General features: G+C 66.9%; 25 protein-coding genes and 5 pseudogenes. 19 read left to right on the forward strand and 11 right to left on the reverse strand.

Translation table 11 applies throughout. The annotated features are described in order from the left end of the window. Window positions 1-125 precede the first annotated feature (125 nt). The 8 genes from iolC (at window position 126) to ACWETB_RS11715 (ending at window position 9,564) form a co-directional block, all read left to right on the forward strand. A complete protein-coding gene (gene iolC, locus ACWETB_RS11680; RefSeq protein WP_452211244.1) occupies window positions 126-1,127 on the forward strand; it encodes a 5-dehydro-2-deoxygluconokinase in 1,002 nt (333 codons plus the stop codon). After that, a complete protein-coding gene (locus ACWETB_RS11685; protein ID WP_348804456.1) occupies window positions 1,120-2,052 on the forward strand; it encodes a Cgl0159 family (beta/alpha)8-fold protein in 933 nt (310 codons plus the stop codon). Before iolC ends, ACWETB_RS11685 begins: the two co-directional genes overlap by 8 nt. 11 nt (window positions 2,053-2,063) lie before the next feature. Further along, window positions 2,064-2,930, forward strand: coding sequence for a 5-deoxy-glucuronate isomerase (iolB, locus tag ACWETB_RS11690; RefSeq protein WP_452211246.1), 867 nt, complete (start codon window positions 2,064-2,066; stop codon window positions 2,928-2,930). A 124-nt stretch (window positions 2,931-3,054) separates the two neighbouring features. Further along, window positions 3,055-5,067 carry a 3D-(3,5/4)-trihydroxycyclohexane-1,2-dione acylhydrolase (decyclizing) gene (gene iolD, locus ACWETB_RS11695; protein WP_452211361.1) on the forward strand — a complete coding sequence of 671 codons (2,013 nt, stop codon included), beginning with the start codon at window positions 3,055-3,057 and terminating at the stop codon, window positions 5,065-5,067. Beyond that, window positions 5,067-5,972, forward strand: a complete 906-nt coding sequence (locus ACWETB_RS11700; protein WP_348809249.1) for a sugar phosphate isomerase/epimerase family protein — start codon at window positions 5,067-5,069, stop codon at window positions 5,970-5,972. Before iolD ends, ACWETB_RS11700 begins: the two co-directional genes overlap by 1 nt. A gap of 36 nt (window positions 5,973-6,008) precedes the next feature. After that, window positions 6,009-7,070: a Gfo/Idh/MocA family protein gene (locus ACWETB_RS11705; protein ID WP_452211248.1), complete on the forward strand. Its 1,062-nt coding sequence runs from the start codon at window positions 6,009-6,011 to the stop codon at window positions 7,068-7,070. A 2-nt stretch (window positions 7,071-7,072) separates the two neighbouring features. Continuing rightward, on the forward strand, window positions 7,073-7,948 hold the full coding sequence (locus ACWETB_RS11710) for a sugar phosphate isomerase/epimerase family protein (protein ID WP_452211250.1): 876 nt from the start codon (window positions 7,073-7,075) through the stop codon (window positions 7,946-7,948). Window positions 7,949-8,070: 122 nt separating this feature from the next. After that, window positions 8,071-9,564: a CoA-acylating methylmalonate-semialdehyde dehydrogenase gene (locus ACWETB_RS11715; RefSeq protein ID WP_452211252.1), complete on the forward strand. Its 1,494-nt coding sequence runs from the start codon at window positions 8,071-8,073 to the stop codon at window positions 9,562-9,564. Window positions 9,565-9,677: 113 nt separating this feature from the next. Here the strand turns inward: ACWETB_RS11715 and ACWETB_RS11720 are convergent, their stop codons facing one another. After that, window positions 9,678-10,067: a VOC family protein gene (locus ACWETB_RS11720; RefSeq protein ID WP_452211254.1), complete on the reverse strand. Its 390-nt coding sequence runs from the start codon at window positions 10,065-10,067 to the stop codon at window positions 9,678-9,680. A 147-nt stretch (window positions 10,068-10,214) separates the two neighbouring features. Between ACWETB_RS11720 and ACWETB_RS11725 the strand changes: the two genes are divergently transcribed. Beyond that, the gene (locus ACWETB_RS11725) at window positions 10,215-10,436 is read left to right on the forward strand and encodes a hypothetical protein (protein WP_452211255.1); all 222 of its coding nucleotides are present in this window, start codon (window positions 10,215-10,217) and stop codon (window positions 10,434-10,436) included. A 2-nt stretch (window positions 10,437-10,438) separates the two neighbouring features. Here ACWETB_RS11725 and ACWETB_RS11730 read toward each other — a convergent pair whose 3' ends face one another. Both ACWETB_RS11730 and ACWETB_RS11735 read right to left on the reverse strand, forming a co-directional pair. Next, the gene (locus tag ACWETB_RS11730) at window positions 10,439-11,455 is read right to left on the reverse strand and encodes a Gfo/Idh/MocA family oxidoreductase (RefSeq protein WP_452211363.1); all 1,017 of its coding nucleotides are present in this window, start codon (window positions 11,453-11,455) and stop codon (window positions 10,439-10,441) included. Between the two features lie 162 nt (window positions 11,456-11,617). Continuing rightward, window positions 11,618-11,977 (reverse strand): annotated as a pseudogene (locus ACWETB_RS11735) (substrate-binding domain-containing protein); the annotation flags it as partial. Between ACWETB_RS11735 and ACWETB_RS11740 the strand changes: the two are divergent. The 4 genes and pseudogenes from ACWETB_RS11740 to ACWETB_RS11755 all read left to right on the forward strand — a co-directional run. After that, window positions 11,871-12,192: pseudogene (locus ACWETB_RS11740) on the forward strand (TIM barrel protein); the annotation flags it as partial. The pseudogenes ACWETB_RS11735 and ACWETB_RS11740 sit on opposite strands and share 107 nt — an antisense overlap. A 98-nt stretch (window positions 12,193-12,290) precedes the next feature. After that, on the forward strand, window positions 12,291-13,241 hold the full coding sequence (locus ACWETB_RS11745) for a metal ABC transporter solute-binding protein, Zn/Mn family (RefSeq protein ID WP_452211257.1): 951 nt from the start codon (window positions 12,291-12,293) through the stop codon (window positions 13,239-13,241). Beyond that, window positions 13,228-14,007, forward strand: a complete 780-nt coding sequence (locus ACWETB_RS11750; protein ID WP_452211260.1) for a metal ABC transporter ATP-binding protein — start codon at window positions 13,228-13,230, stop codon at window positions 14,005-14,007. The genes ACWETB_RS11745 and ACWETB_RS11750 overlap by 14 nt, the downstream gene beginning before the upstream one ends. A 4-nt stretch (window positions 14,008-14,011) precedes the next feature. After that, a complete protein-coding gene (locus ACWETB_RS11755; RefSeq protein ID WP_452211262.1) occupies window positions 14,012-14,938 on the forward strand; it encodes a metal ABC transporter permease in 927 nt (308 codons plus the stop codon). Between the two features lie 35 nt (window positions 14,939-14,973). Here the strand turns inward: ACWETB_RS11755 and ACWETB_RS11760 are convergent. The 3 genes and pseudogenes from ACWETB_RS11760 to ACWETB_RS11770 form a co-directional block, all read right to left on the reverse strand. Continuing rightward, a pseudogene (locus ACWETB_RS11760) lies at window positions 14,974-15,194 on the reverse strand (hypothetical protein); the annotation flags it as partial. A gap of 68 nt (window positions 15,195-15,262) precedes the next feature. After that, window positions 15,263-15,440: pseudogene (locus tag ACWETB_RS11765) on the reverse strand (ArsR family transcriptional regulator); the annotation flags it as partial. A gap of 53 nt (window positions 15,441-15,493) precedes the next feature. Then, window positions 15,494-16,117: a metal ABC transporter ATP-binding protein gene (locus ACWETB_RS11770; RefSeq protein ID WP_452211264.1), complete on the reverse strand. Its 624-nt coding sequence runs from the start codon at window positions 16,115-16,117 to the stop codon at window positions 15,494-15,496. 48 nt (window positions 16,118-16,165) lie between these two features. On the opposite strand from ACWETB_RS11770, the gene aztB reads away from it, so the two are divergent. The 5 genes from aztB to ACWETB_RS11795 are packed head-to-tail and all read left to right on the forward strand — an operon-like array spanning window position 16,166 to window position 20,671. Then, window positions 16,166-17,074 carry a zinc ABC transporter permease AztB gene (gene aztB / locus ACWETB_RS11775; RefSeq protein WP_452211266.1) on the forward strand — a complete coding sequence of 303 codons (909 nt, stop codon included), beginning with the start codon at window positions 16,166-16,168 and terminating at the stop codon, window positions 17,072-17,074. After that, entirely contained in the window at window positions 17,038-18,237 is a 1,200-nt protein-coding gene (locus ACWETB_RS11780; RefSeq protein ID WP_449744212.1) for a hypothetical protein, read from the forward strand. The genes aztB and ACWETB_RS11780 overlap by 37 nt, the downstream gene beginning before the upstream one ends. Before the next feature lie 50 nt (window positions 18,238-18,287). Next, the gene (aztC, locus tag ACWETB_RS11785; protein ID WP_452211268.1) at window positions 18,288-19,178 is read left to right on the forward strand and encodes a zinc ABC transporter substrate-binding protein AztC; all 891 of its coding nucleotides are present in this window, start codon (window positions 18,288-18,290) and stop codon (window positions 19,176-19,178) included. Between the two features lie 36 nt (window positions 19,179-19,214). Beyond that, window positions 19,215-19,514 carry a hypothetical protein gene (locus ACWETB_RS11790; protein ID WP_449744211.1) on the forward strand — a complete coding sequence of 100 codons (300 nt, stop codon included), beginning with the start codon at window positions 19,215-19,217 and terminating at the stop codon, window positions 19,512-19,514. Further along, window positions 19,511-20,671, forward strand: coding sequence for a M20 metallopeptidase family protein (locus ACWETB_RS11795; RefSeq protein ID WP_449744210.1), 1,161 nt, complete (start codon window positions 19,511-19,513; stop codon window positions 20,669-20,671). The genes ACWETB_RS11790 and ACWETB_RS11795 overlap by 4 nt, the downstream gene beginning before the upstream one ends. A 26-nt stretch (window positions 20,672-20,697) precedes the next feature. Here the strand turns inward: ACWETB_RS11795 and ACWETB_RS11800 are convergent, their stop codons facing one another. From ACWETB_RS11800 to ACWETB_RS11810, 3 genes and pseudogenes are all read right to left on the reverse strand, one after another. Beyond that, window positions 20,698-20,841: a hypothetical protein gene (locus ACWETB_RS11800; RefSeq protein WP_452211271.1), complete on the reverse strand. Its 144-nt coding sequence runs from the start codon at window positions 20,839-20,841 to the stop codon at window positions 20,698-20,700. Between the two features lie 274 nt (window positions 20,842-21,115). Continuing rightward, window positions 21,116-21,537, reverse strand: a pseudogene (locus ACWETB_RS11805) (class I SAM-dependent methyltransferase); the annotation flags it as partial. Between the two features lie 11 nt (window positions 21,538-21,548). Then, a complete protein-coding gene (locus tag ACWETB_RS11810) occupies window positions 21,549-22,454 on the reverse strand; it encodes a LysR family transcriptional regulator (RefSeq protein ID WP_452211273.1) in 906 nt (301 codons plus the stop codon). Window positions 22,455-22,553: 99 nt separating this feature from the next. Between ACWETB_RS11810 and ACWETB_RS11815 the strand changes: the two genes are divergently transcribed. Then, entirely contained in the window at window positions 22,554-23,822 is a 1,269-nt protein-coding gene (locus ACWETB_RS11815; protein WP_348804477.1) for an MFS transporter, read from the forward strand. On the opposite strand, the gene ACWETB_RS11820 is transcribed toward ACWETB_RS11815, so the two are convergent. Next, window positions 23,799-25,010 (reverse strand): fatty acid desaturase family protein, encoded by a 1,212-nt coding sequence (locus ACWETB_RS11820; RefSeq protein WP_452211275.1) that lies wholly within the window; start codon window positions 25,008-25,010, stop codon window positions 23,799-23,801. The genes ACWETB_RS11815 and ACWETB_RS11820 overlap by 24 nt on opposite strands. Window positions 25,011-25,055: 45 nt before the next feature. Continuing rightward, complete coding sequence (locus ACWETB_RS11825) at window positions 25,056-26,390, reverse strand: fatty acid desaturase family protein (RefSeq protein WP_452211277.1); 1,335 nt, start codon at window positions 26,388-26,390, stop codon at window positions 25,056-25,058. Between the last annotated feature and the right edge of the window lie 41 nt (window positions 26,391-26,431).

Genomic DNA, 26,431 nt, shown 5'->3' on the forward strand with positions numbered 1-26,431 from the left:
ACATGGGGGTGTTGTGATCCGTACCACCGATCATGCCAGGTTCGAATGTCCTGACAAAGTCTTGACTTTTGGTTGTGGTCTGCCGCACAGTGGAGGGGCACTCCCGAGTGGCCCGCCCACCGCACATGAACTTCGACCAGGAGCGATTCGTGACCACAGACCGCCCATCAGCCCGCTTCGACGTGCTGGCGATCGGACGCAGCGGCGTCGACATCTATCCGCAGCAGATCGGCGTCGGCCTCGAGGACGTCACCAGCTTCGGCAAGTTCCTCGGCGGCAGCGCCGCCAACGTGACCGTCGCCGCCGCCCGTCTCGGTGATCGCTCGGCCCTGATCTCCGGCGTCGGAGACGACCCGTTCGGCCGGTTCGTGCGCGCCGAACTGACCCGCCTCGGTGTCGACAACCGTTACGTCGGCATCGACGACACCTACGCCACGCCGGTGACGTTCTGCGAGATCTATCCGCCGGATGACTTCCCGCTGTACTTCTACCGCAAGCCCTCCGCCCCCGATCTGCAGGTCGAGGTCGCCGACATCGACACCGCCGCCGTGGCCGATACCCGTCTCTACTGGTCGACGGTGACGGGTCTATCCGAAGAACCCTCGCGCAGTGCACATTTCGCCGCGTGGGAAAGTCGCGCCCGCCGGCCGCTCACCGTACTCGATCTGGACTACCGGCCGATGTTCTGGGACACCCCCGCCGCCGCCACCGAGCAGGTGCAGCGCGCGCTGGGACACGTGACCGTCGCCGTCGGCAACCGCGAGGAGTGCGAGATCGCCGTCGGTGAAACCGATCCCCACAAGGCCGCCGACGCGCTGCTCGACCTCGGAGTCGAACTCGCCATCGTCAAGCAGGGCCCGCGCGGCGTGCTCGGCAAGACCCGCCATGAAACGGTCGAGGTCGCACCGATCCCCGTCGATGTGATCAACGGACTCGGTGCCGGCGACAGCTTCGGCGGATCGCTGTGCCACGGCCTGCTCGCCGACTGGCCGCTGGAGAAGATCCTCCTGCACGCCAACGCCGCCGGCGCCATCGTCGCCGGACGCCTCGAATGTTCCACCGCCATGCCGACGGCCGACGAGGTCGCCGCACTCGCAGCCACAGCCCAGGAGCACATCCATGCCTGAACTCGCCACCGCGATCACCCCCGCCCCCACCGACTACCTCGCCGACGCGCCCCTGTGCGCCGACTACGCCGACGTCACCGCGATCCGGGCGCAGCGCCCGCACGTCATCGCCGAGGCGTGGGCCCGGCGCCGGCGCCGCGACACCGTCATCGGCGACGACCGCCTGATGATCGTCGCCGCCGACCATCCCGCCCGCGGTGCCCTGTCGGTCGGCAAGAATCAGACCGCGATGAACAGCCGCACCGATCTGCTCGACCGGTTGCGGACGGCGCTGGCCAATCCCGGTGTCGACGGGGTGCTGGCCACGTCCGACATCCTCGAGGACCTGCTGCTGCTCGGCGCGCTGGAGGGCAAGGTGGTGTTCTCGTCGATGAACCGCGGCGGCCTCGCCGGCGCCTCGTTCGAACTCGACGACCGGATGACCGCCGCCACCGCGGGCTGGACCGTCGAGGCCGGACTAAACGGCGCCAAGATGCTCTGCCGCGTCGACCTCGACGACCCCGGCACCCTGAACATGATGACCTCGTGTGCCGCGGCCGTCGATGAGCTCGCCGCCGGCAACGTCATCGCGATGCTGGAACCGTTCCTGTCCAACCGGATCGAGGGCAAGGTCCGCAACGACCTCACCGCCGACGCGGTGATCAAGTCGATGCACATCATCCAGGGCCTCGGCTCCACCTCGGCCTACACCTGGCTCAAGCTGCCGGTGGTCGACGAGATGGAGCGCGTCATGGACGCCACCACCATGCCGACCCTGCTGCTCGGCGGCGACCCGCAGACCGCGCCGGAGGAGACATACGCCAGTTGGGAACGCGCACTGGCCATCCCGTCGGTCCGGGGGCTCATCGTCGGCCGCACCCTGCTCTACCCCGCCGACGACGACGTGGCCATCGCCGTCGACACCGCCGTCAATCTGGTGAAGTGAGGGGCTCAGGCGTGAACAGCAAGTACTACATCCCCGCGGGAAGTGCGACGGCCCCACTGGCCGTCGATGTCACCCCGGAGTCGGCCGGCTGGACCGAGTCCTCGCTCTGGGTGGTCGAGTTGGATGCCGGCGAATCGGTGACGCGGCGGTCGGGACCGGACGAGATCATCGTCATCCCGCTGTCCGGATCGGCGGTCGTCGCGTGTGACGGCCGGCAGTTCGAACTCGAGGGCCGGGCAAGCGTTTTCGACGGTCCCAGCGACTTCGCCTACGTCGGCCGCGACTCCGAGTTCTCCGTGACCAGCGCCGACGGTGGCCGCTTCGCCCTGTGCGGAGCGCGGGCGTCGACGACACTCCCGTTCCGATACGGCCCGAAAGCCGCTGTGCCCGTGGAACTCCGTGGCGCGGGGAACTGCAGCCGGCAGGTCCACAACTTCGGTACCGCCGGCGCCTTCGAGGCCGATTCGCTGATCGCCTGCGAGGTCATCACCCCCGGCGGCAACTGGTCGAGCTATCCCGCACACAAGCACGACGAGAACTCCGAGGTCGAGTCGCAGCTCGAGGAGATCTACTACTTCGAGATCCAGGAGAACAGCGGCACAGCGGGTTTCGGCTATCACCGCGTGTACGGCACCCCCGAACGCCCGATCGAGGTCCTCGAGGAGGTGCGCAGCGGTGACGTCGTCCTCGTGCCCCACGGCTATCACGGCCCGTCGATCGCCGCGCCCGGCTATCACATGTACTACCTCAATGTGATGGCCGGACCGGGCGAGGAGCGCGCCTGGAAAATCTGTGACGATCCCGCACACACCTGGCTGCGGGACAGCTGGGAGCACCAGGAGATCGACCCGCGTCTACCCTTTCCGCTGGTCGAGTAGCACCCACCCCACCGCCAATCGAGTAGCACCCCAACCCACCCGCTGATCGAGTAGCCCGAGGAACGAGGGCGTATCGAGATCACCGACCATCACCCACCGAGAAGGAAGGCCCATCGTGGCACCGATCAACCAGGGACGCGCCGGCGGCGTGACCGGCGTCCGTACCGCACACGGTGAACCGACCATCCGCCTGACCGTCGCGCAGGCCACCGTGCGGTTCCTGGCCAACCAGTACGTCGAACGTGACGGGCAGCGGTCGAAGTTCTTCGCCGGCTGCTTCGGCATCTTCGGCCACGGCAATGTCGCCGGACTGGGGCAGGCGCTGTTGCAGCAGGAGGTCGACGACGTCAACTCAGGCGTGGAGCCCTCCCTGAAGTATGTGCTCGGCCGCAATGAGCAGGCCATGGTGCATTCCGCGGTGGGTTATGGCCGGATGAAGGATCGGCTGCAGGCGTGGGCCGTGACCGCCTCGGTCGGTCCCGGCGCCACCAACATGCTGACCGGTGCCGCGCTGGCGACCATCAACCGCATTCCGGTGCTGTTGTTGCCCGCCGACACCTTCGCCACCCGCGCCACCTCCCCGGTGCTGCAGGAACTCGAGCTCCCGTCGTCGGGCGATGTCACCGTCAACGACGCCTTCAAGCCGGTGTCGCGCTACTTCGACCGCGTCTGGCGTCCCGAACAACTGCCCGGCGCCCTACTCGGTGCGATGCGGGTGCTCACCGACCCGGTGGAGACCGGGGCGGCGACCGTCGCCATCCCGCAGGATGTGCAGGCCGAGGCCTTCGACTTCCCGGAATCACTATTCGCCGAACGCACCTGGCACATCGCCCGCCCGCTCCCGGAGAAGCGCGTCATCGCCGAGGCCGCCGAGATCATCCGCTCCGCGAAGCGACCGCTGATCGTCGCCGGCGGTGGCGTGATCTACTCCGGAGCCACCGAGGTCCTGGCCGAATTCTGCACGCGCACCGGCATTCCCGTCGGACAGAGTCAGGCAGGCAAGGGCTCACTGCCTTATGACCACCCGCAGTCGGTGGGTGCCATCGGTTCCACCGGCACCACCGCCGCCAACGCCCTGGCCGCCGACGCCGACGTCGTGATCGGGATCGGCACGCGCTACAGCGATTTCACCACCGCGTCGCGTACCGCATTCACCGGTGCGGGCGTGCGGTTCGTCAACATCAACGTTGCCTCCCTGGATGCGGTGAAGCACTCCGGCTACAGCGTCGTCGCCGATGCCCGTGAGTCGATCGAGGCCCTCGATGCGTTGCTCGACGGCCACAGCGTCGACCCGGCGTATCGTGCACGGGTCGCCGAGCTCGCCGCCGAGTGGGATCGCATTGTCGAGCAGGCATATTCGCCGACGACCACCGGTGTGAACATCGCCACCGGCGAGGAGGCCCTCACCCAGGGTTCGGTGATCGGGCTGGTCAACGAGACCTCCGATCCCCGCGACGTGGTGGTGTGCGCCGCCGGCTCCATGCCCGGCGACCTGCATAAACTCTGGCGCACTCGCGATTCCAAGGGCTATCACGTCGAATACGGATACTCCTGCATGGGATACGAGGTGGCCGGCGGCCTCGGGGTCAAGATGGCCAGCCCGGACCGCGATGTCTTCGTGATGGTCGGCGACGGCTCCTATCTGATGATGGCAACCGAGTTGGTCACCGCGGTCCAGGAGAATCTGAAGGTCATCGTCGTGCTGGTCCAGAACCACGGCTTCGCCTCCATCGGATCGCTGTCGGAATCGTTGGGGTCCCAGCGATTCGGCACCGACTACCGCTACCGCGGCGACTCCGGACGACTCGACGGCTCGACGTTGCCGATCGACCTTGCCGCCAATGCCGCATCGCTGGGCGCCGACGTCATCCGTGCCACCACCGCCGCGGAGTTCACCGATGCCATCAAGGCGGCCAAGGCAGCCGAGCGCACCACCGTCATCCACGTCGAGACCGATCCGCTGATCGGCGCCCCCGACAGTGAATCCTGGTGGGATGTAACGGTATCGGAGGTCTCCACGCTGGACTCCACCCAGCAGGCCTACGTCGTCTACGAACAGTGGAAGGCAGTCCAGCGACCGTACCTGTCCCCCACCAACACCCAGAACACCCCCACTCTGATCAACGGAGCTCAGTGATGTCGAAGATTCTCGTGGGTTCAGCCCCCGACTCGTGGGGAGTCTGGTTTCCCGACGATCCGCAGCAGACCCCCTACACCCGATTCCTCGACGAGGTCGCCGCGTCCGGCTACGAGTGGATCGAGTTGGGCCCCTTCGGATACCTGCCGACCGACCCGGATCAGCTGCTCACCGAACTCGGAGCGCGCGGTCTGAAGCTCTCGGCCGGAACGGTTTTCGAACATCTGCATCAGGACGACTCGTGGGATGCGGTGTGGAGCCAGATCGAGGATGTGGCCAAGCTGACCGCGGCCGTCGGCGGTAAGCACGTCGTGGTGATCCCGGAGATGTGGCGTGATCCCGCCACCGGCGCGGTCCTCGAGGACCGTGACCTCACCGACGAGCAGTGGCGCAAGAAGACCAACGGCATGAATGAGCTCGGCAAGGCGATGTTCGAGAAGTACGGTGTCCGTGCGCAATACCATCCGCATGCCGACTCGCACGTGGACACCGAGGCGAACATCTACCGGTTCCTGGAGAACACCGACGGCGAGTTCGTGAACCTGTGCCTCGACACCGGCCACGTCAGCTACTGCGGAGGCGACAACATCGCCATCATCCGCAAGCATCCCGAACGCATCGGGTATCTGCACCTCAAGCAGGTCAACGAGGAGGTCCGCGCGAAGGTCTCCGCCGACGACCTGCCCTTCGGTGAGGCCGTCAAACTCGGCGCCATGACCGAACCGCCGATGGGCATCCCGGAGATGCCGCCGCTGCTCGAGGCCGTGGCCGACCTCGACATCGACATCTTCGGCATCGTCGAGCAGGACATGTACCCGTGCTCACCCGACGCTCCGCTGCCGATCGCCCAGCGCACCCAGAAGTACCTGGGTTCGTGCGGGGTGCCGGCCGTCGCGTTCCGATAGTCATTCAGTCCGACACCACATTTCACGGAGAACACCATGACCGACCTGCGTATCGCAGTCCTGGGCGTTGGCATGATGGGTGCCGATCATGTCGCCCGCATCACCGACCGCATCAAGGGCGCCACCGTCACCGTCCTCAACGACTACTTCCCGGAGAAGGCCGAGGAACTCGCGGCCACCATTCCCGGGTGCCGGGTGATCAACGACCCGCTCGATGCGATCGCCGACGCGGATGTCGACGCTGTCATCCTGGCCACCCCCGGCCCCACCCATGAGAAGCAGCTGCTGGCGTGCCTCGAGGCAGGCAAACCGGTGATGTGCGAGAAGCCGCTGACCACCGATGTGGCGACCTCGCTGGAGATCGTCAAGCGCGAAGCAGAGCTGGGCCGCAAGCTGATCCAGGTCGGCTTCATGCGCCGATTCGACGCCGAGTACGCGCAACTGAAGGACCTCATCGACGCCGGCACCTTCGGTCAGCTCCTCGTCGCCCACTGCGTGCACCGCAATCCCGCGGTGCCGCCGAGCTTCGACTCGGCGATGATCGTCAAGGATTCGATCGTGCACGAGGTGGACGTCACCCGCTTCCTCTTCGACGAGGAGATCGCCTCGGTGCAGATCAACGCCCCGGGCTCGAATCCCTCGGCACCCCAGGGCCTCAAGGATCCGCAGATCGCGATCTTCACCACCGAATCGGGTCGGCACATCGACGTCGAGTGCTTCGTCACGACCGGTGTCGCCTACGAGGTGCGCACCGAGGTCGTCGGCGAATTCGGTTCGGCCTTCATCGGTCTCGACCAGGGCGGGGTGATCCGCAAGCAACGCAATCCCGGTGTCGCGGTATCCGGGGACGGCCGGAAGGTGGCCGGGATCTGGGGAGGCGACATCACGCCGTCGTTCGTCGAACGTTTCGGTGCCGCCTATGACACGGAGATCCAGCGATGGGTCAACGCGGTCAAGGCCGGGACCAACGTCGACGGCCCGGGTGCGTGGGACGGCTACGCCGCTGCCGCCGTGTGTGCGGCCGGTGTGCAGGCCCTCGAGACCGGTGAGGTCGTCGCCGTGGACATGGTGTCGCGCAATTCGATCGAAGGAGCATGACGATGAAGGTCGCACTCGATCCCACCCCGTATCATCACGATTATTCGTTGCTCGAACTCCCCCGCGTCGTCGCCGATCTCGGCTACGAGTATCTGCAGTTGACCCCGCATGTGGACATGATCCCGTTCTTCAATCACCCCAAGGCCGACGACGACCTCGTTGCCAGGTTCCGCACGGCGTGCAAGGATGCCGGCGTCGGTATCGCCTCGGTGCTGCCGGTGCTGCGGTGGTCGGGCCCCGACGAGGACGCCCGCGAGGCGGCGGTGCGCTATTGGAAGCGCGCCATCCAGATCACCGTCGATCTCGGTGTGAACGTGATGAACACCGAATTCTCCGGTCGCCCGGAGAAGCCGGAGGAATCCGAACGGGCCTTCTACCGGTCGATGGAGGAACTCGTCCCCATCATCGAACGTGAGGGAATCGACGTCCGGATCGATCCGCACCCAGACGATTTCGTCGAGGACGGTCTCGCCGCGATCCGGATGATCCGCGGGATCAATTCGAAGAACTTCGGCCTGGTCTACGTGGCCTGCCATTCGTTCCACATGGGCGGCAACATGCGTGAGATCATGACGACCGCCGGCGACATGCTGCGTCTGGTGCACGTCGCCGACACCATGGATCACCATGCGTCCCATGGTCTTCGGTACATCACCAACCCGCCGGGCAACGCAGTCCGCGTCCACCAGCACCTGAAGATCGGTGACGGTGACGTCAATTGGGACGAGTTCTTCGGCACACTCGGCGAGATCGGCTTCTACGACCGCGACGACACCGTCATGGTGTCGAGCGTGTTCGCCGAGAACGAGAACGCCGACGAGGTCTCGCGCTTCCAGCTCAAGACCATGACCGATTACGTCGCCAAGTTCAGCAGCTGAGTCACCACCCCGCCCACCCCACTCCTTCCCTTCCCCGCTGGTCGAGTGGCCACGAGCGAGCGCAGCGAGCCCGAGGCATATCGAGACCAACCCAGCGACAACACATCACAGGAGCACCTACCATGCCCACCACCATCTCCCACTGGGTCAACAACAAGGCCTTCCCCGGCACGTCGAGCAACACCGCGCCGGTCACCAACCCCGCGACCGGTGCCGTCACCGGCGAGGTCGCCCTGGCCAACGTCGAGGACGCCCGCGCCGTGATCGATGCTGCCGCAGCGGCATTCCCCGCGTGGCGCGACACCAGCCTGACCAAGCGCACCGCGATCCTCTTCCGGTTCCGCGAGCTGCTCAACGAGCGCAAGGGCGAGCTGGCCGAGATCATCACCGCCGAACACGGCAAGGTACTCTCCGACGCCCTCGGCGAGATCTCCCGTGGCCAGGAGGTCGCCGAATTCGCCTGCGGCATTCCGCATCTTCTCAAGGGCGGGTTCACCGAGAACGCCTCCACCAAGGTCGACGTCTTCAACATCCGTCAGCCACTCGGCCCGGTCGGCATCATCTCACCCTTCAACTTCCCCGCCATGGTGCCGATGTGGTTCTTCCCCATCGCGATTGCGGCCGGCAACTCTGTCGTCCTCAAGCCGTCGGAGAAGGACCCGACCGCCGCGATCTGGCTGGCCGAACTGTGGAAGGAGGCCGGCCTGCCTGCCGGCGTCTTCAATGTCCTGCAGGGCGACAAGACCGCCGTCGACGAGCTGCTGACCAACCCGAGCATCAAGTCGATCAGCTTTGTCGGATCCACCCCGATCGCGCAGTACGTCTACGCCACCGGCACCGCCGCCGGCAAGCGCGTGCAGGCGCTCGGCGGGGCCAAGAACCACGCCATCATCCTGCCCGACGCCGACCTCGACCTGGCCGCCGACGCCATGGTCAACGCCGGATTCGGTTCGGCCGGTGAGCGATGCATGGCCATCAGCGTGGCCGTGGCCGTCGGCGATGTCGCCGACGATCTCGTCGCCAAGATCACCGAACGCGCACAGACCATCCGCACCGGTGACGGCACCAAGAACTCCGACATGGGACCGCTGGTCACCGCCGCGCACCGCGACAAGGTCGCCTCCTACGTCGACGCCGGCGAGAAGTCCGGGGCCACCGTCATTCTCGACGGGCGTGGAGTCCAGGCCGATGGCGGCAAGGACGGTTTCTGGCTCGGCCCGACCCTGTTCGACAACGTCACCACCGACATGTCCATCTACACCGACGAGATCTTCGGCCCCGTCCTGTCGGTCGTGCGCGTCGAAAGCTACGACGAGGCACTCGAACTCATCAACTCCAATCCCTACGGCAACGGCACCGCGATCTTCACCAACGACGGTGGCGCGGCACGGCGGTTCCAGAATGAGGTCGAGGTCGGTATGGTCGGAATCAACGTGCCGATCCCGGTTCCCATGGCCTACTACAGCTTCGGCGGCTGGAAGGCCTCGCTGTTCGGCGACACCCACGCCCACGGCACCGAAGGAGTCAACTTCTTCACCCGCGCCAAGGCCATCACCAGCCGGTGGCTCGACCCGAGTCACGGTGGTCTGAATCTGGGCTTCCCACAGAACGGCTGAGGTATCTGGGAAGTGACGTGAGACGCGCCGGTACGGCGGCTACCTGATCCGGCAACTCTCGACGACGACAGCCCGGGTGCGCAACCGAGAGGTTCGCGCACCCGGGCTGTCGCTCATCCGTAGGTGGACAGTTCGATCAGGTTGCCGTCCGGGTCCCGAATGTAGATGCTGCGGATGGGCCCAAGCGCCCCCGTGCGTGACACCGGCCCCTCCTCGATCGCGACGTCCTTGTCGGTCAACGCGCGCAGCACATCGTCGAGATCCCGGCGGATCACGAAACACAGATCCGCGCTGCCGGGCGTGGGTGTCCGGGCAGCCGGCTGCAGTTCATGGCCGGAGAGGTGCAGATTGATCTTGCTCTCGCCGAATCGCAAGGCCTTCCGGTTCTCGCCGAAGGTCTCCTCCCGCATACCGAGCACTTCGGTGTAGAAACGGATCGACGCGTCGATGTCGGCAACCGTGAGCACCAGGTGATCCAACCGCTCGATGAGTTCGTCCGCCATGTCGACCGTGTCTCATCGCGGGCGGGTGGTGGTACCGGGCACCGTCAGCGACGGCTGCAGCGCGACGTCGTGGACGTCGATGGCCGCGCCCTCCACCATGCTCGTGGCCGGCCGAACCGCTTCTCGGGCCGGCGCAGGTGCATCCTGGTGGATGCTGGTGAGATCGATGCGCGGACTATCCGACGGGCGGCGCCGGCCACGTCCTCGGCGCGCCCCGGGAGGCTCGCCGGGAGCAATCCGTCATGGCCGAGAACCTCGGCTGCCGGGTTGATGTCGGCGACGAGTTCGGCCTCGGTGCTCAACTCGGCGCTGGGATCGACCGGAACCTTCGGACTGTTCGTCCTCGTCAACATCGCGTCCCTGGCCTGAGGTCAGAGGTGGATCGTGGTGCCCTCGGTGTTGCTTCGACGCGCAGCGTCGAGCACCTCGAGCACCGCGATCCCCTCGGTGGCCGGGACCGGTTGCGACCCATCATGATCGACGGCCGCAGCGAAGCGCCGGTAGAACTCGTCGGCCCGGCCCTGCGCGGACGGGACGGTGACGGTGCCGGCATCGGTACGCAGCACGCCGAGGCGATCCGGGCGCTCGTATCCCCAACCCGCCAGGTCATCGGCCGGGCGTCGACCGGCCAGGACCTGCTCGGTCTGCGCATCGGTGCCGTCGCTGACGTAGGAACCGCGCGAACCGTAGAGCCGCCATTGCCGCGTGGCGATGTGATTGAGCTTGCTCGCGGTGACCGTCGAGAAGACCCCGTTGCTGTGTAGCATCGAGACGCTGAATCCGACGTCGGTGCGCCCGACCTCGAGGTCGATCCAGTCCAGGTGCGCCGACACCGCCGACACCGGACCGAGCAGGACCAGCATCTGATCGACGAGATGCGCTCCGAGATCGCGTAGCAACCCACCGGTGGGACCGGCGTCGAGACCACCCGGCTCGTCGAGGTCGTAGCGTGATTCGACCCGCCACAACTCACCGAGCTCGCCGCGGATGCCGGAGACGGTCGCGAAGTCCGCGTCGAACCGTCGATTGTGGAAAACACTCAGCAGCACACCGGCTTTCGACGCGGCCTCCGCCAGCTCCCGCCCACCCGCGGCATCCGGCGCGAATGGCTTGTCGGCGACGACGTGCACACCACGCGCCACCGCCTCGAGCACCAGCTCACGTCGCGTCTGGGGCGGTGTCGTGAGGGTCACCGCGTCGACGCCGGCGTCGATCAGATCCGACAATGAATCGAACACCGGCGTGCCCGGGAGGTCACGGGCGACCTCGGCGCGACGGTCGGCATTGCGGGTGACGACTCCGACCAGCTCGATGTCCGGCACCGCAGAGATGTAGGGGGCGTGGAAGATCCGACCACCCGCTCCGTAACCAACAAGACCCAAACGCATCTGCTCACCTCTCCCGATTAATTGTCCGGACATTATCACAAATAATGCCCTCCGGGCGGTATCGCCGTCTGTCGGACGACCATATGGGGCGCGGTGACGATCTTCACCGCTGCACCGCCGCCGGCCAACCGGCGCGAGCGAGGCACGTCGCAAATCGTCGTAACCCACTACCGAAACATCCTCGGGGGCTGCATATCCCGCTCCAATGAGGACATCCATCACGCCATGGGCACATTCGTCGTTGAATGCCAGAACCGCGGTGGGTGGCACCGGTTCGGCCAGGATCTGACGCATCGCGCGAGCACCGTCGACCTCGGTGAGCCCGCCGCGAACCACCCGCGCAGTCGACGCCGTGCTGATCAGCGCTCCCGCGCACAGCCATGCCGACCTGGTGTGTCGCGCCGCGTCGGCCGGGCCATTCGCGCGCGCCGCGGACACCCTGGCGCTGGTGCGCGAGGTGGATTCGCCCCGCCTCCGGATGAACCCGGATCCATACCACGCGCAGATCGACCAGGAGAACACAATCGAATTACCCTGCACAGCATCGTCTTTCGTTGGCGACTATTCGGTCGCCGATGTTCCGGGACGCTGCGAGCCGGGCACCGGGGAGATCGCGTACGCGGCCATCGCGGCAGCGGCTTCGCGACGCGGGCTACCGCGGCGTGATCGGTCCCGAGGGATGGGCCAAGCACGATCCCGACACGGCCATCAATCCCTTCGTCGAGGCGCTCATTTGATCGGCCGGGCGCCATGACGGGGCCGTGATCGCCATCCGGACGACGAACCGCCCGGGTGACCACACACCCCTTGCTGGCATCGGTTATCATTACCGGCTATGACCTTCTTCTCCAGGCGGCTGGGACTCGTCGCGGCCGCGGCCCTCCTGATCCCACTCGGACTGGCCGGATGCAGTTCGGACTCCGGCACCGCGTCGTCGAGCAGTTCCGGACCCGCCGCCAACGCCCCCGCATGCCCGACCACCCCGGTGAACGTGGTGGTCAGCGTCGACCAGTGGGGTGACATCGTTTCCGAACTCGGTGGCAAGTGCGCCAACGTGAAGACGATCGTGGCCAGCAGCTCGGTCGATCCCCACGACTTCGAGCCCAGTCCGGCCGACAGCGCCGCCTTCACCGACGCGCAGATGGTCGTCGTCAACGGCGCCGACTACGACGCGTGGGCATCGAAGCTGGCCGCGGCATCGGCACCCGATGCACCGGTGGTGAACGCCGCGCAGATCACCGACACCGCAGACGGCGCCAACCCGCACCTCTGGTACAGCCCGACCGCGGTCACCAAGGTCGCCGACGCCGTCACGGAAGGACTGTCCAAGATCAGCCCGGACGCACAAGCCTACTTCGCCACGCAGCGTGCGACGTTCACCGACTCGCTGTCGGAGTACGACGATCTGATCGCCAAGATCAAGGCCGGCGCATCGGGCAAGGCCTTCGCCGCCACCGAGGGCGTGTTCGACTACGTGGCGCAGGCAGTGGGGCTGGTGGACAAGACCCCGGCCGGGTTCGCCGCCGCCGCGGCCAATGAGAGTGATCCGTCCCCGGCCGACCTCGCGGCGTTCATCAAGACCCTGTCCGATCGTCAGGTCGACGTGCTGATCTACAACACCCAGACCGAGGGATCGACCCCCGAGCAGATCCGAACCGCCGCCGAGAGCGCCGGGGTTCCGGTGGTCGAGGTGACCGAGACGGTGCCGCCGGGCCAGAACTCGTTCGAGTCGTGGCAGGTCGACCAACTGACGTCGCTGGCCAAGGCCCTCGGTGTCCAGTCCTGACCCGACGACTCCACCCGCACTGACGTTTGACGGCGTCAGTGCGGTTCGTGGGGGCCGGGTGATCTGGTCCCAGGGCACCTTCTCGGTACCCGCCGATGGGATCTTCGCGGTAATCGGAACCAACGGCTCCGGCAAGACCACCCTCTTGAACATGATACTGGGGCTGATTCCCGCGCGCGGCACGATCAGGGTGTTCGGTCGACCTCCCGGTGAGGACCGAGATCAGATCGGATACGTCCCCCAGCACTACGCCGAGGAATCCGGCGGCGCGATCCGGGCCCGGGATGCGGTTCTCCTCGGCCTCAACGGCACCCGGTGGGCGTTCAGTCGTACGTCTGCGGCGGATCGACGCCGCGTGTCGGAGGCGCTGGCGGCAGTCAACGCCGAGGAGTTCGCCGACCGTCGCCTGGCGACCCTTTCCGGCGGTCAGCGACAGCGGGTGGCCATCGCCGAAGCACTGGTCGGCCGGCCCACGATGCTCATTCTCGACGAGCCACTCGCCTCGTTGGATCTGCGCAGCCAGCACGAAATCGTCGACCTGCTCCATCGACTGCAGGTCGAGTACTCGATGACCATCGTGGTGGTGGCACACGACCTCAATCCGTTCCTGCCGTTCCTCACCGGTGCCATCTATCTCCTGGACGGCCACGCGCACTATGCGGCGACCGGCGAGGTGATCGACGAGGCATTGTTGACCCACCTGTACGGCACCCGGATTCAGGTTCTCCGCACGCCGCAGGGCGAGCTCTACACCAGGAGCGCGTGATCCCATGACGGCGTACGCGATCGGTTATCAATCCGACTGGTGGACCATCTTCACCACGTCGTTCATGCAGAATGCCCTCATCGGTGGCACGCTGGCGGCTCTGGCCGCCGGCCTGATCGGCTACTTCGTGGTGGTCCGTAACACCGCCTTCGCCGCACACGCGCTGGCGCACATCGGCCTCCCCGGCGCGACGGGGGCGGTACTGATCGGGGTTCCGGTCACCCTCGGCCTCGGGGTCTTCTGCGTGGGTGGCGCACTGGTCATCGGACTCCTCGGCAAGAAGGCCGGGGAACGCGAGGTGGTGACCGGCACCGTGTTGTCGTTCGCGACGGGCCTGGGATTGTTCTTCAATTCACTGGCCACCAAGAACTCTTCGACGATGACCAACGTCCTGTTCGGCAACCTGCTGGCCATCACCCACGGTCAACTCCTCGTGTTCGCCGGCCTCTTGGTGTTCCTGGCCTTGTGCATGGGATTCATTTACCGGCCGCTGCTCTACACATCGGTCAATCCCGGTGTCGCCGAGGCCAAGGGCGTCCCGATCCGTGCACTGTCCATCGTCTTCATGGCCCTGCTGGGCCTGACGGTGACCATGGCCGTCCAGGCGGTGGGCACGCTGTTGCTGTTCGCCCTCGTCGTCACGCCGGCGGCGACGGCGATCATGCTCACGCCCCGCCCGTTGCGCGCGATGATCGGCTCGACCGTCCTGTCCGTCGCGTCGGTCTGGGCGGGTCTGATGCTCGCGGCGATGTTCAACGCTCCCCCGAGCTTCCTGATCGTCAGCATCGTGTGCGCCGTCTGGCTGATCGTGTGGCTGAGCAACAATCGGGTGCGCGCGACGGCCGCGGCGCTGGACGACAGGGGGATCGTCGGGCACGGTCAGCAGGCGCACGCCGCGGTTTCGGTCACGAAGTCAGCACCGACAAGCTGATCTGCGACAACCGCATTCATGCCCGCGTTGACCACTCAGTCATCGCAGCAGTCGCATCGTGGGCGGTGGCGGAGGCATGTGCCTCGACCGATGGCGCGCAGCATGCATCCCCCTTCCACGCGTTGACACCTTCACGCAGGGCGATCGCCGCGATCACCAGGGCCGCGATCGGATCGGCCCACGACCAGCCCGGCCTCGCATTGAGGACCAGCCCGACCAGCAGTACCGCGGAGAGTTAGGTGCACAGCAGGGTCTGTACCGCGGCCCCCGAGGACACCTCGATCACCGAATCCGGCCCGAACCCGATCAGTGCGCCCGACGATGCCCGCATCCCCGCAGGCAGCTCAGGTGATTTGGACAGTGGTTGCCAGGTGACGCCGATCGACTCGGCCAGGTCGGACGGGTAGGCACCGCCGCTGCGTAAACGCAGCAAGACCTGGGTGCGCGTCGAATCCGACAGGGCGTAACCGAACGCGTCAGGGGCGTCCCGGGCGCGCCACATTCTCCACGCCCGCGACGGTACATCTGATCATGTATTCAGAGAAGTCTGTTCTGTTACCCGCCCGTCGGCCGACCCAGGTCGATCACCCGATCACAGAAGGCCACCTCGTCGTCATCGTGCGTGGCGATCAGGATCGCCTTCCCCAGTTCGGCCTTTTCGCGCAGCAGTGTGAACAGGACCTGTTTTCCTGCCGCGTCGAGGGCAGCCGACGGTTCGTCGAGGAGATAGAGGTCGGCCTGCTGCACCATGGTCTGCGCGATCATCGTCCGTTGCCGCTGCCCGCCGGAGAGGTCGCGCAACCGCGCGTTGCGATGCTCGACCATGCCGACTCGTTCGATCATCTCGTCGGCGGCCCGACGGTGACGCGCACCGAGCGGACGCCAGAACGGGACCTGCGCGTAGCGACCGATCCGCACGCAATCCCGGACCGTCAACGGAAGCCCGTCGATATGCTCGGTGCGCTGGGCCAGTATGGCCGGACACTGCGGATGTGGCCGAATCCCCCCGGCGTCCGGCCGCAGAATACCGGCAAAGATGTTGAGCAGCGTGCTCTTTCCCGAGCCGTTCCCACCCACGAGGGCGGTCACGCGGCCCGCAGGGAGGTCGGCATCGAAGCCGTCGAAGATCACCGTGGCGCCATAGCCGAAACCCAATCCACGAACGTCGAAGCCCGACACCGCACACCCCCATTCCTTACCGCAAATGACAACCGATAGCATTATGCCGTGCTTGTCGGACTATTCGAACCACTGGGTGTCGCCTTCGTCCAACGAGCACTCTGGGGCGGCATCGCCCTGTCGGCACTGTGCGCACTGGTCGGTGTCTGGGTGATCGCCCGCGGGCTGACATTCCTGGGCGAGGCCATGGGACACGCCATGCTCCCCGGCGTCGCGATCGCCTCCCTGTTCGGCATCGACCTCGTCGTCGGCGCCGCGGTGAGCGCGGTGGTCATGGTCCTCGGGGTCGAGGCCATGCGAACCCATCAGGATTTCGGCAGAGACACCTCGATCGGCCTCTTGTTCGTCGGACTGCTGGGGATCGGTGTCATCATCGTGTCCTATTCCTCGTCGTTCGCAACGGATCTCACCGCATTCCTGTTCGGCGACGTCCTCGCCATCACCACCGGCGACATCGGCCGGCTCCTGGCTCTCGTCGCCATCGTTGGACTCGTCACCACGGCGTTCTACCGGGCGTTTCTGGCGGTGACGTTCGACGAACGCAAGGCGCGCACCCTCGGACTGCGACCGGTCACGACCAATCTGATGATGGTGCTCACGCTCGCCGTTGCCATGGCCGGCGCCTTCAGCGTCGTCGGCACCCTGCTGGCCTTCGGGATGCTCGTCGCACCGTCGGCCAGTGCGCTGCTGATCGTGCGTCGGGTACCGGCCGCGATGGGGGTGGCGTTCGCATTCGGTTCGGCGTCGACGGTGATCGGCCTGCTGGTCTCGTGGCACGCCGCCACCGCGGCCGGCGCCACCATCGCGACCACCGCGGTGATCCTGTTCTTCCTCACCCTCGTCGCCCGGACCGCCGCCCGGGCGTTACGCCGCGTCACCAACGGGAACGTGGGCACTCACACACGAAAGGACCTGCGCAGGTGCGCAATCGAATCCGACCAGCCGCGATCGCGATGATCACCGGCGCCGCCGTCGCACTGTCGGCGTGCGGCGCGGATGATCAGACCCGTTCGGACGCTTCCGATGAGGCGACGCCGCACGGGTATGTCCAAGGCGCACAAGAGAAGCCCGAGCCCCAGATCTCGCTGGCCTATGCCGCCGCCGGCGACAGGCGGATTCGGCTGGTCGACGTGGCAACGGAAGCGACCTCGACGGTCGACCTGAGCATCCCCATCCGGCGCCTCGACGAGGACGGGCGGTTCGTCTACGCCACCGACGGCACCACGGTCGAGGTGGTCGACAGTGGCGGCTGGACGGTCGATCACAGCGACCACGTCCACTACTACCGGGCCCCCTCGGCCGCGCTGGGCACGGTGACGGCATCGGCGGCGGTCACCTCGATCGCCGGGGCGGGCCCGCTCACCGCACTCGGTTCCGAAGACGGCAGCGTCATGCTCCTCGACCGAAAAGCATTGGAGGACGGCGATGTCACAGAGCTACGCACCCTGTCCACCGGCAGCACGTCCGGGTTCGCGATCCCTTACCGCGACGGTCTGGTGATGGCTCGGGGAACCGATCCCGACAAGCCCGCGGACACCCTCGTCCACACCGACACGCAGGGCACATCACTCGGTACCGAGCAACAGTGCCTGGATCCCCGCGGAGCCGCGATGCTGCGCAACGTGGTGGCCGTCTCGTGTGAACAGGGCATCGCCCTGTTCACCACCACCGCCGGACGGGTCAGCAGTCAACTCCTCGAGTACGGATCCCGCGGACCACGGGCCACCGGCCTCACCTTCCGGCCCCGGAGCAACTACGCGGCGGCACCCACCCCGGCCGGGGTGTGGGCGATCAATTCCGCCACGCGAACCCTCGAGTGGACGGCGTCGGCAGACCCGATCGCGACCGCCGTGGCGCCGGGCCGGGACGCGAACGTCGTCGAACTCACCGAGGCCGCAACGTTACGCAGTGTGACCATCGGCGACGGACGGCGGATCGCGGCGGCCGAGATACCCGGCGCCAGAGTGGAATCCGCGCTGACCGTCGACTCCGATCGTGCCTACCTCTCGGCCCCGGCCACCCATCAGATCGTCGAGGTCGACCACGCCGACGCCTTGCGGATCGCCCGGACGTTTCCCACCGACGGCGCACCGGAGCTGATGGTGGAGGTCGGTCGGTGACAACCACCCCACGACACGCGATCACGCACCCGCCGGCTCGCCTTGTGGCCATGTTCGTGATTCTCGTCGCGGCCATCGCCGCGGTCGGGTGTGGCACCGGCGCCGACGACCGCCCGCAGGTGGTGGTCACCACCAACATCCTCGGCGACGTCGTCACCGAGCTCGTCGGCGACCAGGCCACCGTGACCACATTGATGAAACCCAATGCCGACCCCCATTCCTTCGGCATCTCCGCGCGCGAGGCGAACACCATGCGCACCGCCGGTCTGATCGTCTACAACGGCCTCGGACTCGAGGAAGGCATCGAACAACACGTCAGTGCCGCCGACGACGACGGGGTGCCCACCGTCGAGGCGGCCGCGGCGGCCCGGCCGCTGGCCTACACCACCGGGGACGCGGCCGGCACCCAGGATCCTCATTTCTGGACCGATCCCACCCGCATGAAGGATGCCGCACAAGCCATCTCGCGGGCGTTGGCCGAGGTGGACGGGATCGACACGGACCGGCTGCGGCAGGCCACCGACGACTACCTCGCCGAGCTCACCCGACTCGATCAGGAGATGACCGACCAATTCGCCACGGTTCCGGCCGACCGGCGCAAACTCGTGACCAATCACCACGTCTTCGGCTATCTCGCCGACCGATACGACTTCGAGGTCGTCGGCGCCATCATCCCGAGCGGAACCACGCTGGCCTCACCCAGTAGTTCCGATCTCGCCTCGCTGGTCGGCGCGATCAACGAATCATCGGTCCCCGCGATCTTCGTCGACACCTCACAGCCCGACCGCCTCGCACAGGCACTTGCCAAGGAGACCGGGTCCGACATCGAGATCGTCGCGCTGTACTCCGAATCCCTGGATCGTCCGGGAACCGAGGCCGATACCTATCTGAACATGTTGCGGTCGAACGCTTCTCGGATCACAGGTGCCTTGACTTCGTGACGTCACCACACCCGCGTATCCGACATTCCCGGCTCGGTGCAGTCGTACGCCCCGACTGGGCGCCGCCGCCACCGGCACCAGGCCGGAAGTGAGGCATCGCCGATCCTGCTGGGTGACCACTACGTCGACAAGGACGCCGAGTTCGAGGTGCCGACCCGGTTCGCGGTGGCGGAGAAGGTGAGCCAGAAGCAGACGGTGGTGCCGATGCCCGCCGGCGTCGGCTGCAGCTCCCGTTCGCCGGGTCGAGCCACGCATCCTCCGGTCGGCCCACAACCGGGCACCACTACGATGGGATCGGCATACGGCCCGTGCGAATCGACCGAGGAGGCGACGTGACGATCGACGCCGCAACCGATCTCGTCCGGTTACGTCGCGCACTGCACCGCATCCCCGAGATCGGCTTCTGCGAACACGAGACGCGCCGCACGGTGATGAGTTACGTGAGCACCTACGCGCAGTGCCGGCCGATTGCCACCACTGGCTTCATCGCCGACATCGGGCCCGCGACCGCGGCGCGGACGCTGCTACTGCGCGCCGATATGGACGGACTCCCCGTCACCGAGGAGACGGGGTTGACGTTCGCGTCGCAACACGACGGTCGCATGCACGCGTGCGGGCACGACGCGCACATGGCGGCCCTCGCGGTCGCGGGCGCACTGGTGGCCGCCGACCCTCCGGATGATCTCCGCGTACGCCTGCTGTTTCAGCCGGCGGAAGAAGGTCAGGGTGGTGCCCGAGCGTGCATCGACGAGGGTGCGCTCGACGGCGTCGACGTCGCATTCGGTATTCATGTCTGGAATGAACTGCCGGTGGGGACCGTGGCCGTGACCCGGGGCGCGGTCATGGCGGGCGTCGTCGACTTCGGCATCCGCGTCATCGGACAGGGCGGGCACGGAGCGATGCCGCACCGCGCACACGACCCCGTGGTCGCGGCCGCACAACTGATCACCGCGCTGCAGACGGTGGCCTCCCGCACCATCGCGCCGGTGGATCCCGTCGTGCTGACGGTGGGCAGCATTCACGGCGGCGATGCCTTCAACGTCATCCCGGACGAGGTGAACCTGAGAGGGACCTGTCGCGCATTCGCACCGCAGGTACTGGCCGACACCGAGGCCCGGGTGCGCGAGATCACCGCCGGCCTCGCCATGGCGACCGGCACGCGAATGGAGCTCACGTGGCACGTGGCGCCGCCGCCGACCGTCAACGATCGCCACGTCGCCGAGCTCACCGAGGCCGCAGCCACCCAACGCATGCAGGGCTTCGACACCGTTCTCACCGACTATCGCACCATGGCCGGAGAGGATTTCGGCGAGATACTCACCGAGGTTCCCGGATGCTTCGCCCTGGTGGGTAGCAGCAACGCCGACCGCGGTGTGACCGTCTCCCATCACTCGCCTCGATTCGACATCGACGAGGCAGCCCTGCAACTCGCCTGCGACCTGCACTGCGCGATGGTCGGCGAGATGGCCGACCACGGCGTGGTCGGCGCCTGAGGCCTGTCGGCCACTCCCCTTCCCGCTCAATCGCTCCCGGGGCGGGCAGCGGTCGCGATGATGGTGTCGCAGTTGACCTCGGACATGCCGTCGTCGGCGAGACGCCGCAAAAAGCCCGTTCGGATGTCGGTCACCTGCTCGGCATCCAGATCGAGGAGCGCCCCTCGCATTCCGCTGCCGAGCACCATCGCCCACGAGAAGTTGTCGGTGCGGGGGTACCCGCAACGGCAACACCGTCGCCGATGCGTGAACTGTGCCGAGGGATTCGAGCCAGGCGGTGATCTTGTCCACCGTGTCGATGCGGGTGATCGGATGCCGCGGGCCGTCCGACGGTGCGCGCAACGACGGCGGTGGCGGTGCACCGGTCACCCGGGACACCTCGGCGAAGTATGCGGCGGTGAAATCGTGCAGTGCGTCCTCATGCCAGACGGCAAAGGCGACTCGACCACCTGCGCGCAGCAGCGTCAGGAGGCTGCGCACCGTATCGTCCATGTCGGGGAGGAAGAAGACGCCGAAGCCACAGGTCAGGGCGTCGAAGTCGGACCGGTATCGCTGCGGCAGGGCTGTGACGTCGCCCACCCGGAAGTCGATGGTTCGCAGTCCCGCCGCATCCGCGTTCGCCGGGCCCGCTCGATCAGCTCGGCGGCGAAATCGACTGCGGTGACCGCACCCTCGGGGCCGACGAGGCGGGCGGCGGCCAGCGCACTGGCGCCGGTGCCGCAACAGATGTCGAGCACACGATCACCGGCGCGCAGGCCTGCGGCGGCGGCCAGCGCGGTCCCCGCGGGACCCCACACCTCGGGTGTCACGGCATCGAAATCCGCGCTCGTGGAATTGAAGACATCAGTGAGGCTCGGCCCGGTCATACCCACCGATCCTAGCCGTGGCGGGAACCGTTCTCGATAGCCCGTTCCGTCGTCACCTCGCGCACGATGTCGAGCACCGCCCGCGCCACCGTGGACGGCGTCCGGGTGGCCGAATGCGCGATGGAGATAACCCAGGTCAGATCCGCATCCCGGCAGTGCGCCGGACGCGCCCGTGGATGTCCGGCCACCACACTGGTGGGCACCAGACTCAGTCCGAAACCGTTGAGCGCCAACTGGATTCCAAAGTCCTGATCTGCCACCTCGATGACCGACCGCCGATTCGGCACATAACGATCCGTGATGGCCCGCGTCCCCCATCCCGGCGGGAAATCGATGGTGCGTTCGTCGGCGAGATCGGCCACCGAGAACGAACCCGCCTGCATCAGAGGATGATCCGGGGAGCCGACGAGCACCAGCGGTTCCGCGGCCAATCGGTGCGCGACCACGCCGGGGACCTGGTCCGGCAATCCACCGAGAAGAGCCAGATCGAGTGTCCCGTCCCGGATTCCGCGCACGTTGCCGGCACTGCCCTGCTGATTCTGGCGCATCGCGATCGTGATCCCCGGATGCCGCCGGTGCACCTCGCCGAAGGCCTCGGCCAGATCGATGGTGGCGATGTTGATCAGGGCACCCACCGACACATGCCCGGAGATGTCACCCCGCAATGCCCCGATCGCCTCCACGATCTCCGACCGCGCGCGTAGCGCGGCCCGGGCGGGTTCGACGATCGCCTGTCCGGCCTCGGTCAGGACCAGCGCCGTGGTGGTGCGGTCGAACAGTCGCGCACCGACCTCCTTCTCCAGTTTGGCCACCGACGACGACACCGCCGACTGCACCACGTGCAGTGACTTCGCGGCCGCGGTGAACGTGCCGGTATCGCAGCACGCGAGAAAGTACTCGAGCTGTCGGAGTTCCATGGTCTTCCTCCCGCCGAACCTGCTACCCATCTCGAGAAGAGATGTCTATATCGAAATCTATCGCTTTTCATCATGGCCGATGTGCGTCACGATGGTGACATGCACACGTCCACCGATACGCCGGCCTCATCGGCGAGTACCCGACTGAGTCGCGTCGTCGTCCTGCTGTTCGCCCTGACCGCCGGATCGTCGGCCGGGTGCCTCTACTATCTGCAGCCACTGCTGCATGAGGTGGGTTCCGATTTCGGGGTGTCCACCACCGCCGCCGGGCTGATCATCTCCGTCACCCAGGCCGGCTATCTGATCGGCCTCGCGCTCGTCGTCCCGCTCGGCGACTTCGTCAATCGGCGTCGCCTGGTCAGCGGCCTGTTGATCGTCTCGTGTGTCGGCCTGGCCATCGCCGCCGCGGCCCCCGCCTACGCGGTCCTGATGGTGATGGTGTTCGCCGTCGGGATCTCCGCGTCGGCGGCGCAGGTGGTCGTCCCGTGGGCGGCCGCGATCGCCGGACCGGGCGAGCGTGGCGCGGTGGTCGGCACCGTGATGAGCGGTCTGCTCATCGGCATCCTGTTCTCCCGCGTCATCTCCGGGCTGATCGCCGAGGCCGGCGGCTGGCGCACCGTTCTCGTCGTGGCCGCCGTCGTCCAGGTCGTGATGGCCCTTGCTGTCTGGTTCCGGGCCCCGCAGACGGCCACGTCGACGGGCGGAAACAGCTATCTGCGGGTGCTGGGGTCCATCTTCACCCTGATCCGCACCGAGAACGTCCTCCGGCATCGCATGCTGCTGGGTGGACTCAACATGGCGACGTTCAGCGCCATGTGGACGGCGATCGCGTTCCTGCTCGCCGGAGCGCACGGCTCGTCGTATCACTTCTCCGACGCCGCGATCGGGCTGTTCGGTCTCGCCGGCGTGGCCGGCGCGATGGCCGCACCCCGGGTCGGCAGGCTCGCCGACCGCGGTTTCCTGCGGCACACGCAGTACGGCGTCTGGCTGGTTCAGCTGGTGAGCTGGGGCCTGCTGTGGGTGGGTGCGCATCAGGTGATCGTGCTGATCATCGCCCTGCTGGTCTTCGACTTCGGGGTGCAGGGTGTGCAGATCGCCAACCAGGCGGCGGTGTACTCACTCGACGGCGAGGCCCGCTCCCGCCTGACGACGGCGTACATGGTCGCCTACTTCACCGGGGGCGTCATCGGCTCCGCGTTCGGCGGCTGGGCCTATCAGACCGGCGGGTGGTCACTGGTCTGTGCCGCGGGGGCCGGCGCGGCAGCGGCCGGACTGGCGCTGTGGGGGTGGTTCGCGATCACCGAACGCGGGCACGAGGTCCAGGGTGTCGCGGCCCAGGGGCGCTTACGCGCTCGCGCGACGGCGTAAACGCCGACGCCGACGCACCTCGGCGATGGCCGTCTTGAGGCCGAGAGCCCGGTCGGTGCCGACGAAGCGGCGCTCGGAGGCGGTTTCCGGGGCGTCGTCGGCGGTGTCACGCAGGAACCGATCCGGCAGGGCCAGCTTGTTGATGGTCCGCAGTGTCTTGAGGTACTGGAACCACAGCGAGCCGGTGGTGTAGGGCAGGTCGTACTTGTCGCACAGCGCCCGCACCCGGACCGCGATCTCGGCGAGCCGGTTGCTCGGCAGATCCGGGTAGAGGTGGTGTTCGATCTGATAGCAGAGGTTCCCGGACATGAACGCCATCGCCGGTCCGGCCCGAAAGTTGGCGCTGCCCAACATCTGTCGGAGATACCACTGGCCCTGGGTCTCGTTGTCCAGGGTGTCGACGGTGAACTTCTCGGCCCCGTCGGGGAAGTGACCGCAGAAGATGACCACGTACGCCCACAGGTTGCGGATCAGGTTGGCCGTGAGGTTCGCGGTCAGCGTGTGCCGGAAGTTGGGGCCGGTCAGGGCCGGGAACAGCACGTAGTCCTTGGCGACCTGCTTGCCGATCTTGCGGCCGAACTCCTGGATCTGCGGCCGCGCCTCCGACATCGGCTTCTTGCCCTCGAGGACGTCCTTGAGCGCGAGATCGTGCAGGCCGATCCCCCATTCGAAGGTGGCCGCGAGCATCACGTTGAACAGCGGCTGGAAGAGCCGGCGCGGTTCCCACTCCTCGTCGCGGGTCACGCGCAGGATCTTGTAGCCCACGTCGTGATCCATGCCGACGACGTTGGTGTACTTGTGATGGATGTAGTTGTGGGAGTGCTTCCAGTGCGGCGACGCGCACACCATGTCCCATTCCCAGGTGGTCGAATGCACCTCGGGATCATTCATCCAGTCCCACTGCCCGTGCATCACGTTGTGCCCGAGCTCCATGTTCTCGATGATCTTGGCCAGCGCGAGGGAACCCGTCCCGAGCAGCCACAACGGACGCTTGTGACTGCCGAGCAGCAACGCCCGGCCGGTGACCTCGAGGGCCCGCTGGGCGAGGATCGTGCGGCGGAGGTACCGGACATCGCGGAGACCGCGGTCGGCCTCGACCTCCCGTCGAAGGGCGTCGAGTTCGGCGCCGAGCGCTTCCACGTCGGCGTCGGTCAGGTGCGCGTACTCATTGATGTCGGTGATTGCCATCGCCGTCGATTATGCCCTCACCACACCCACCGGGGCCACCTGCCCTCAGGCCGCCCGCGACCCGATGACCTGGGACGACCGTCCAAGTCGGTTGCGACGATCCCCGTTTCGGCGGTCACGCAGCGCCCTGATGGCCGACCGCAGTCCCCGGCGACGCCCGGTCATCGGATCGGTGGTCGACGCCAACCGGGCCCCGGCCGGCAGGTCCTGCTTGAACCGGCGCTCGGATGCGGTCTCCGGCGCGTCGTCGGCGGTCGCCTTCAGGTACTTGTTCGGCAGCGACAGTTTGGCGATGGTGCGCCACGACTTCGCGTACTGCAGCGGGAACGAGCCGGTGGTGTAGGGCAGGTCGTACTTCTCACACAGCGCCTGCACCCGCACCGCGATCTCGGCGAGCCGGTTGCTCGGCAGATCCGGGAAGATGTGGTGCTCGATCTGATACGACAGGTTGCCGCTCATGAAGGCCAGGATCGGACCGCACCGGAAGTTGGCGCTGCCCAACATCTGTCGCAGATACCACTGCGCCTGCGTCTCGCTGTCGACATCCTGCTTGGTGAACTTCTCGGCACCGTCGGGGAAGTGACCGCAGAAGATGACCGCGTTGCTCCACACGTTGCGGATGGCGCTGGCCATCGCATCGGCGGTCACCGCCTTACGGAAAGCCGTTGCCGCCGAGCGCTTGTCGCCACCGACGGCCACCGCGGCCGCGGCCACGAGTGACGGGTGGATGAGGTAGTCCTTGGCGACCTGTTTGCCGACCTTGCGGCCGACATCATTCAGGTCACGGCGGAACTGCTCCTTGGCCTCGGGCGTCTTGCGCTTCTTGCCGAGCTCGAGATGCTGTGCGGCGACACCGTATTCGAACAGCAGGGCTAGCAGCGTGTTGTACACCAGGTTGCCGTAGTTGAACGGCCGCCAGCGCTGATCGCGGGTCACGCGCAGCAGACCGTAGCCCACGTCGTCGTCCATGCCCAGCACGTTGGTGTACTTGTGATGGATGTAGTTGTGGGTGTGCTTCCAGTGCGCCGACGGGTCGGTGTTGTCCCACTCCCAGGTGGTCGAATGCACCTCGGGATCGTTCATCCAGTCCCACTGCCCGTGCATCACGTTGTGGCCGAGTTCCATGTTCTCGACGATCTTCGCGACGCCGAGGGTGGCCGCGCCGGCCCACCACAGGGTCCGGTTGCGCGATCCGGCGATCATCGTCCGCCCGGCCAGTTCGAGGCCTCGCTGGAAGCGGATGGTGTTGCGGATGTAGCGGGCATCCCGCTCGCCGCGCGCCGCCTCGATGTCGGCGCGGATGGCGTCGAGCTCGGCCCCGAGGGCCTCGATGTCGGATTCGGACAGGTGGGCGTATTCGGGAATGTCGGTGATCGCCATGCGCTCCCTCTCGACTCACGCCGCGGGCAGAACCCCCTCAT

It is taken from the genome of Gordonia sp. NPDC003950 (genome assembly GCF_053605205.1).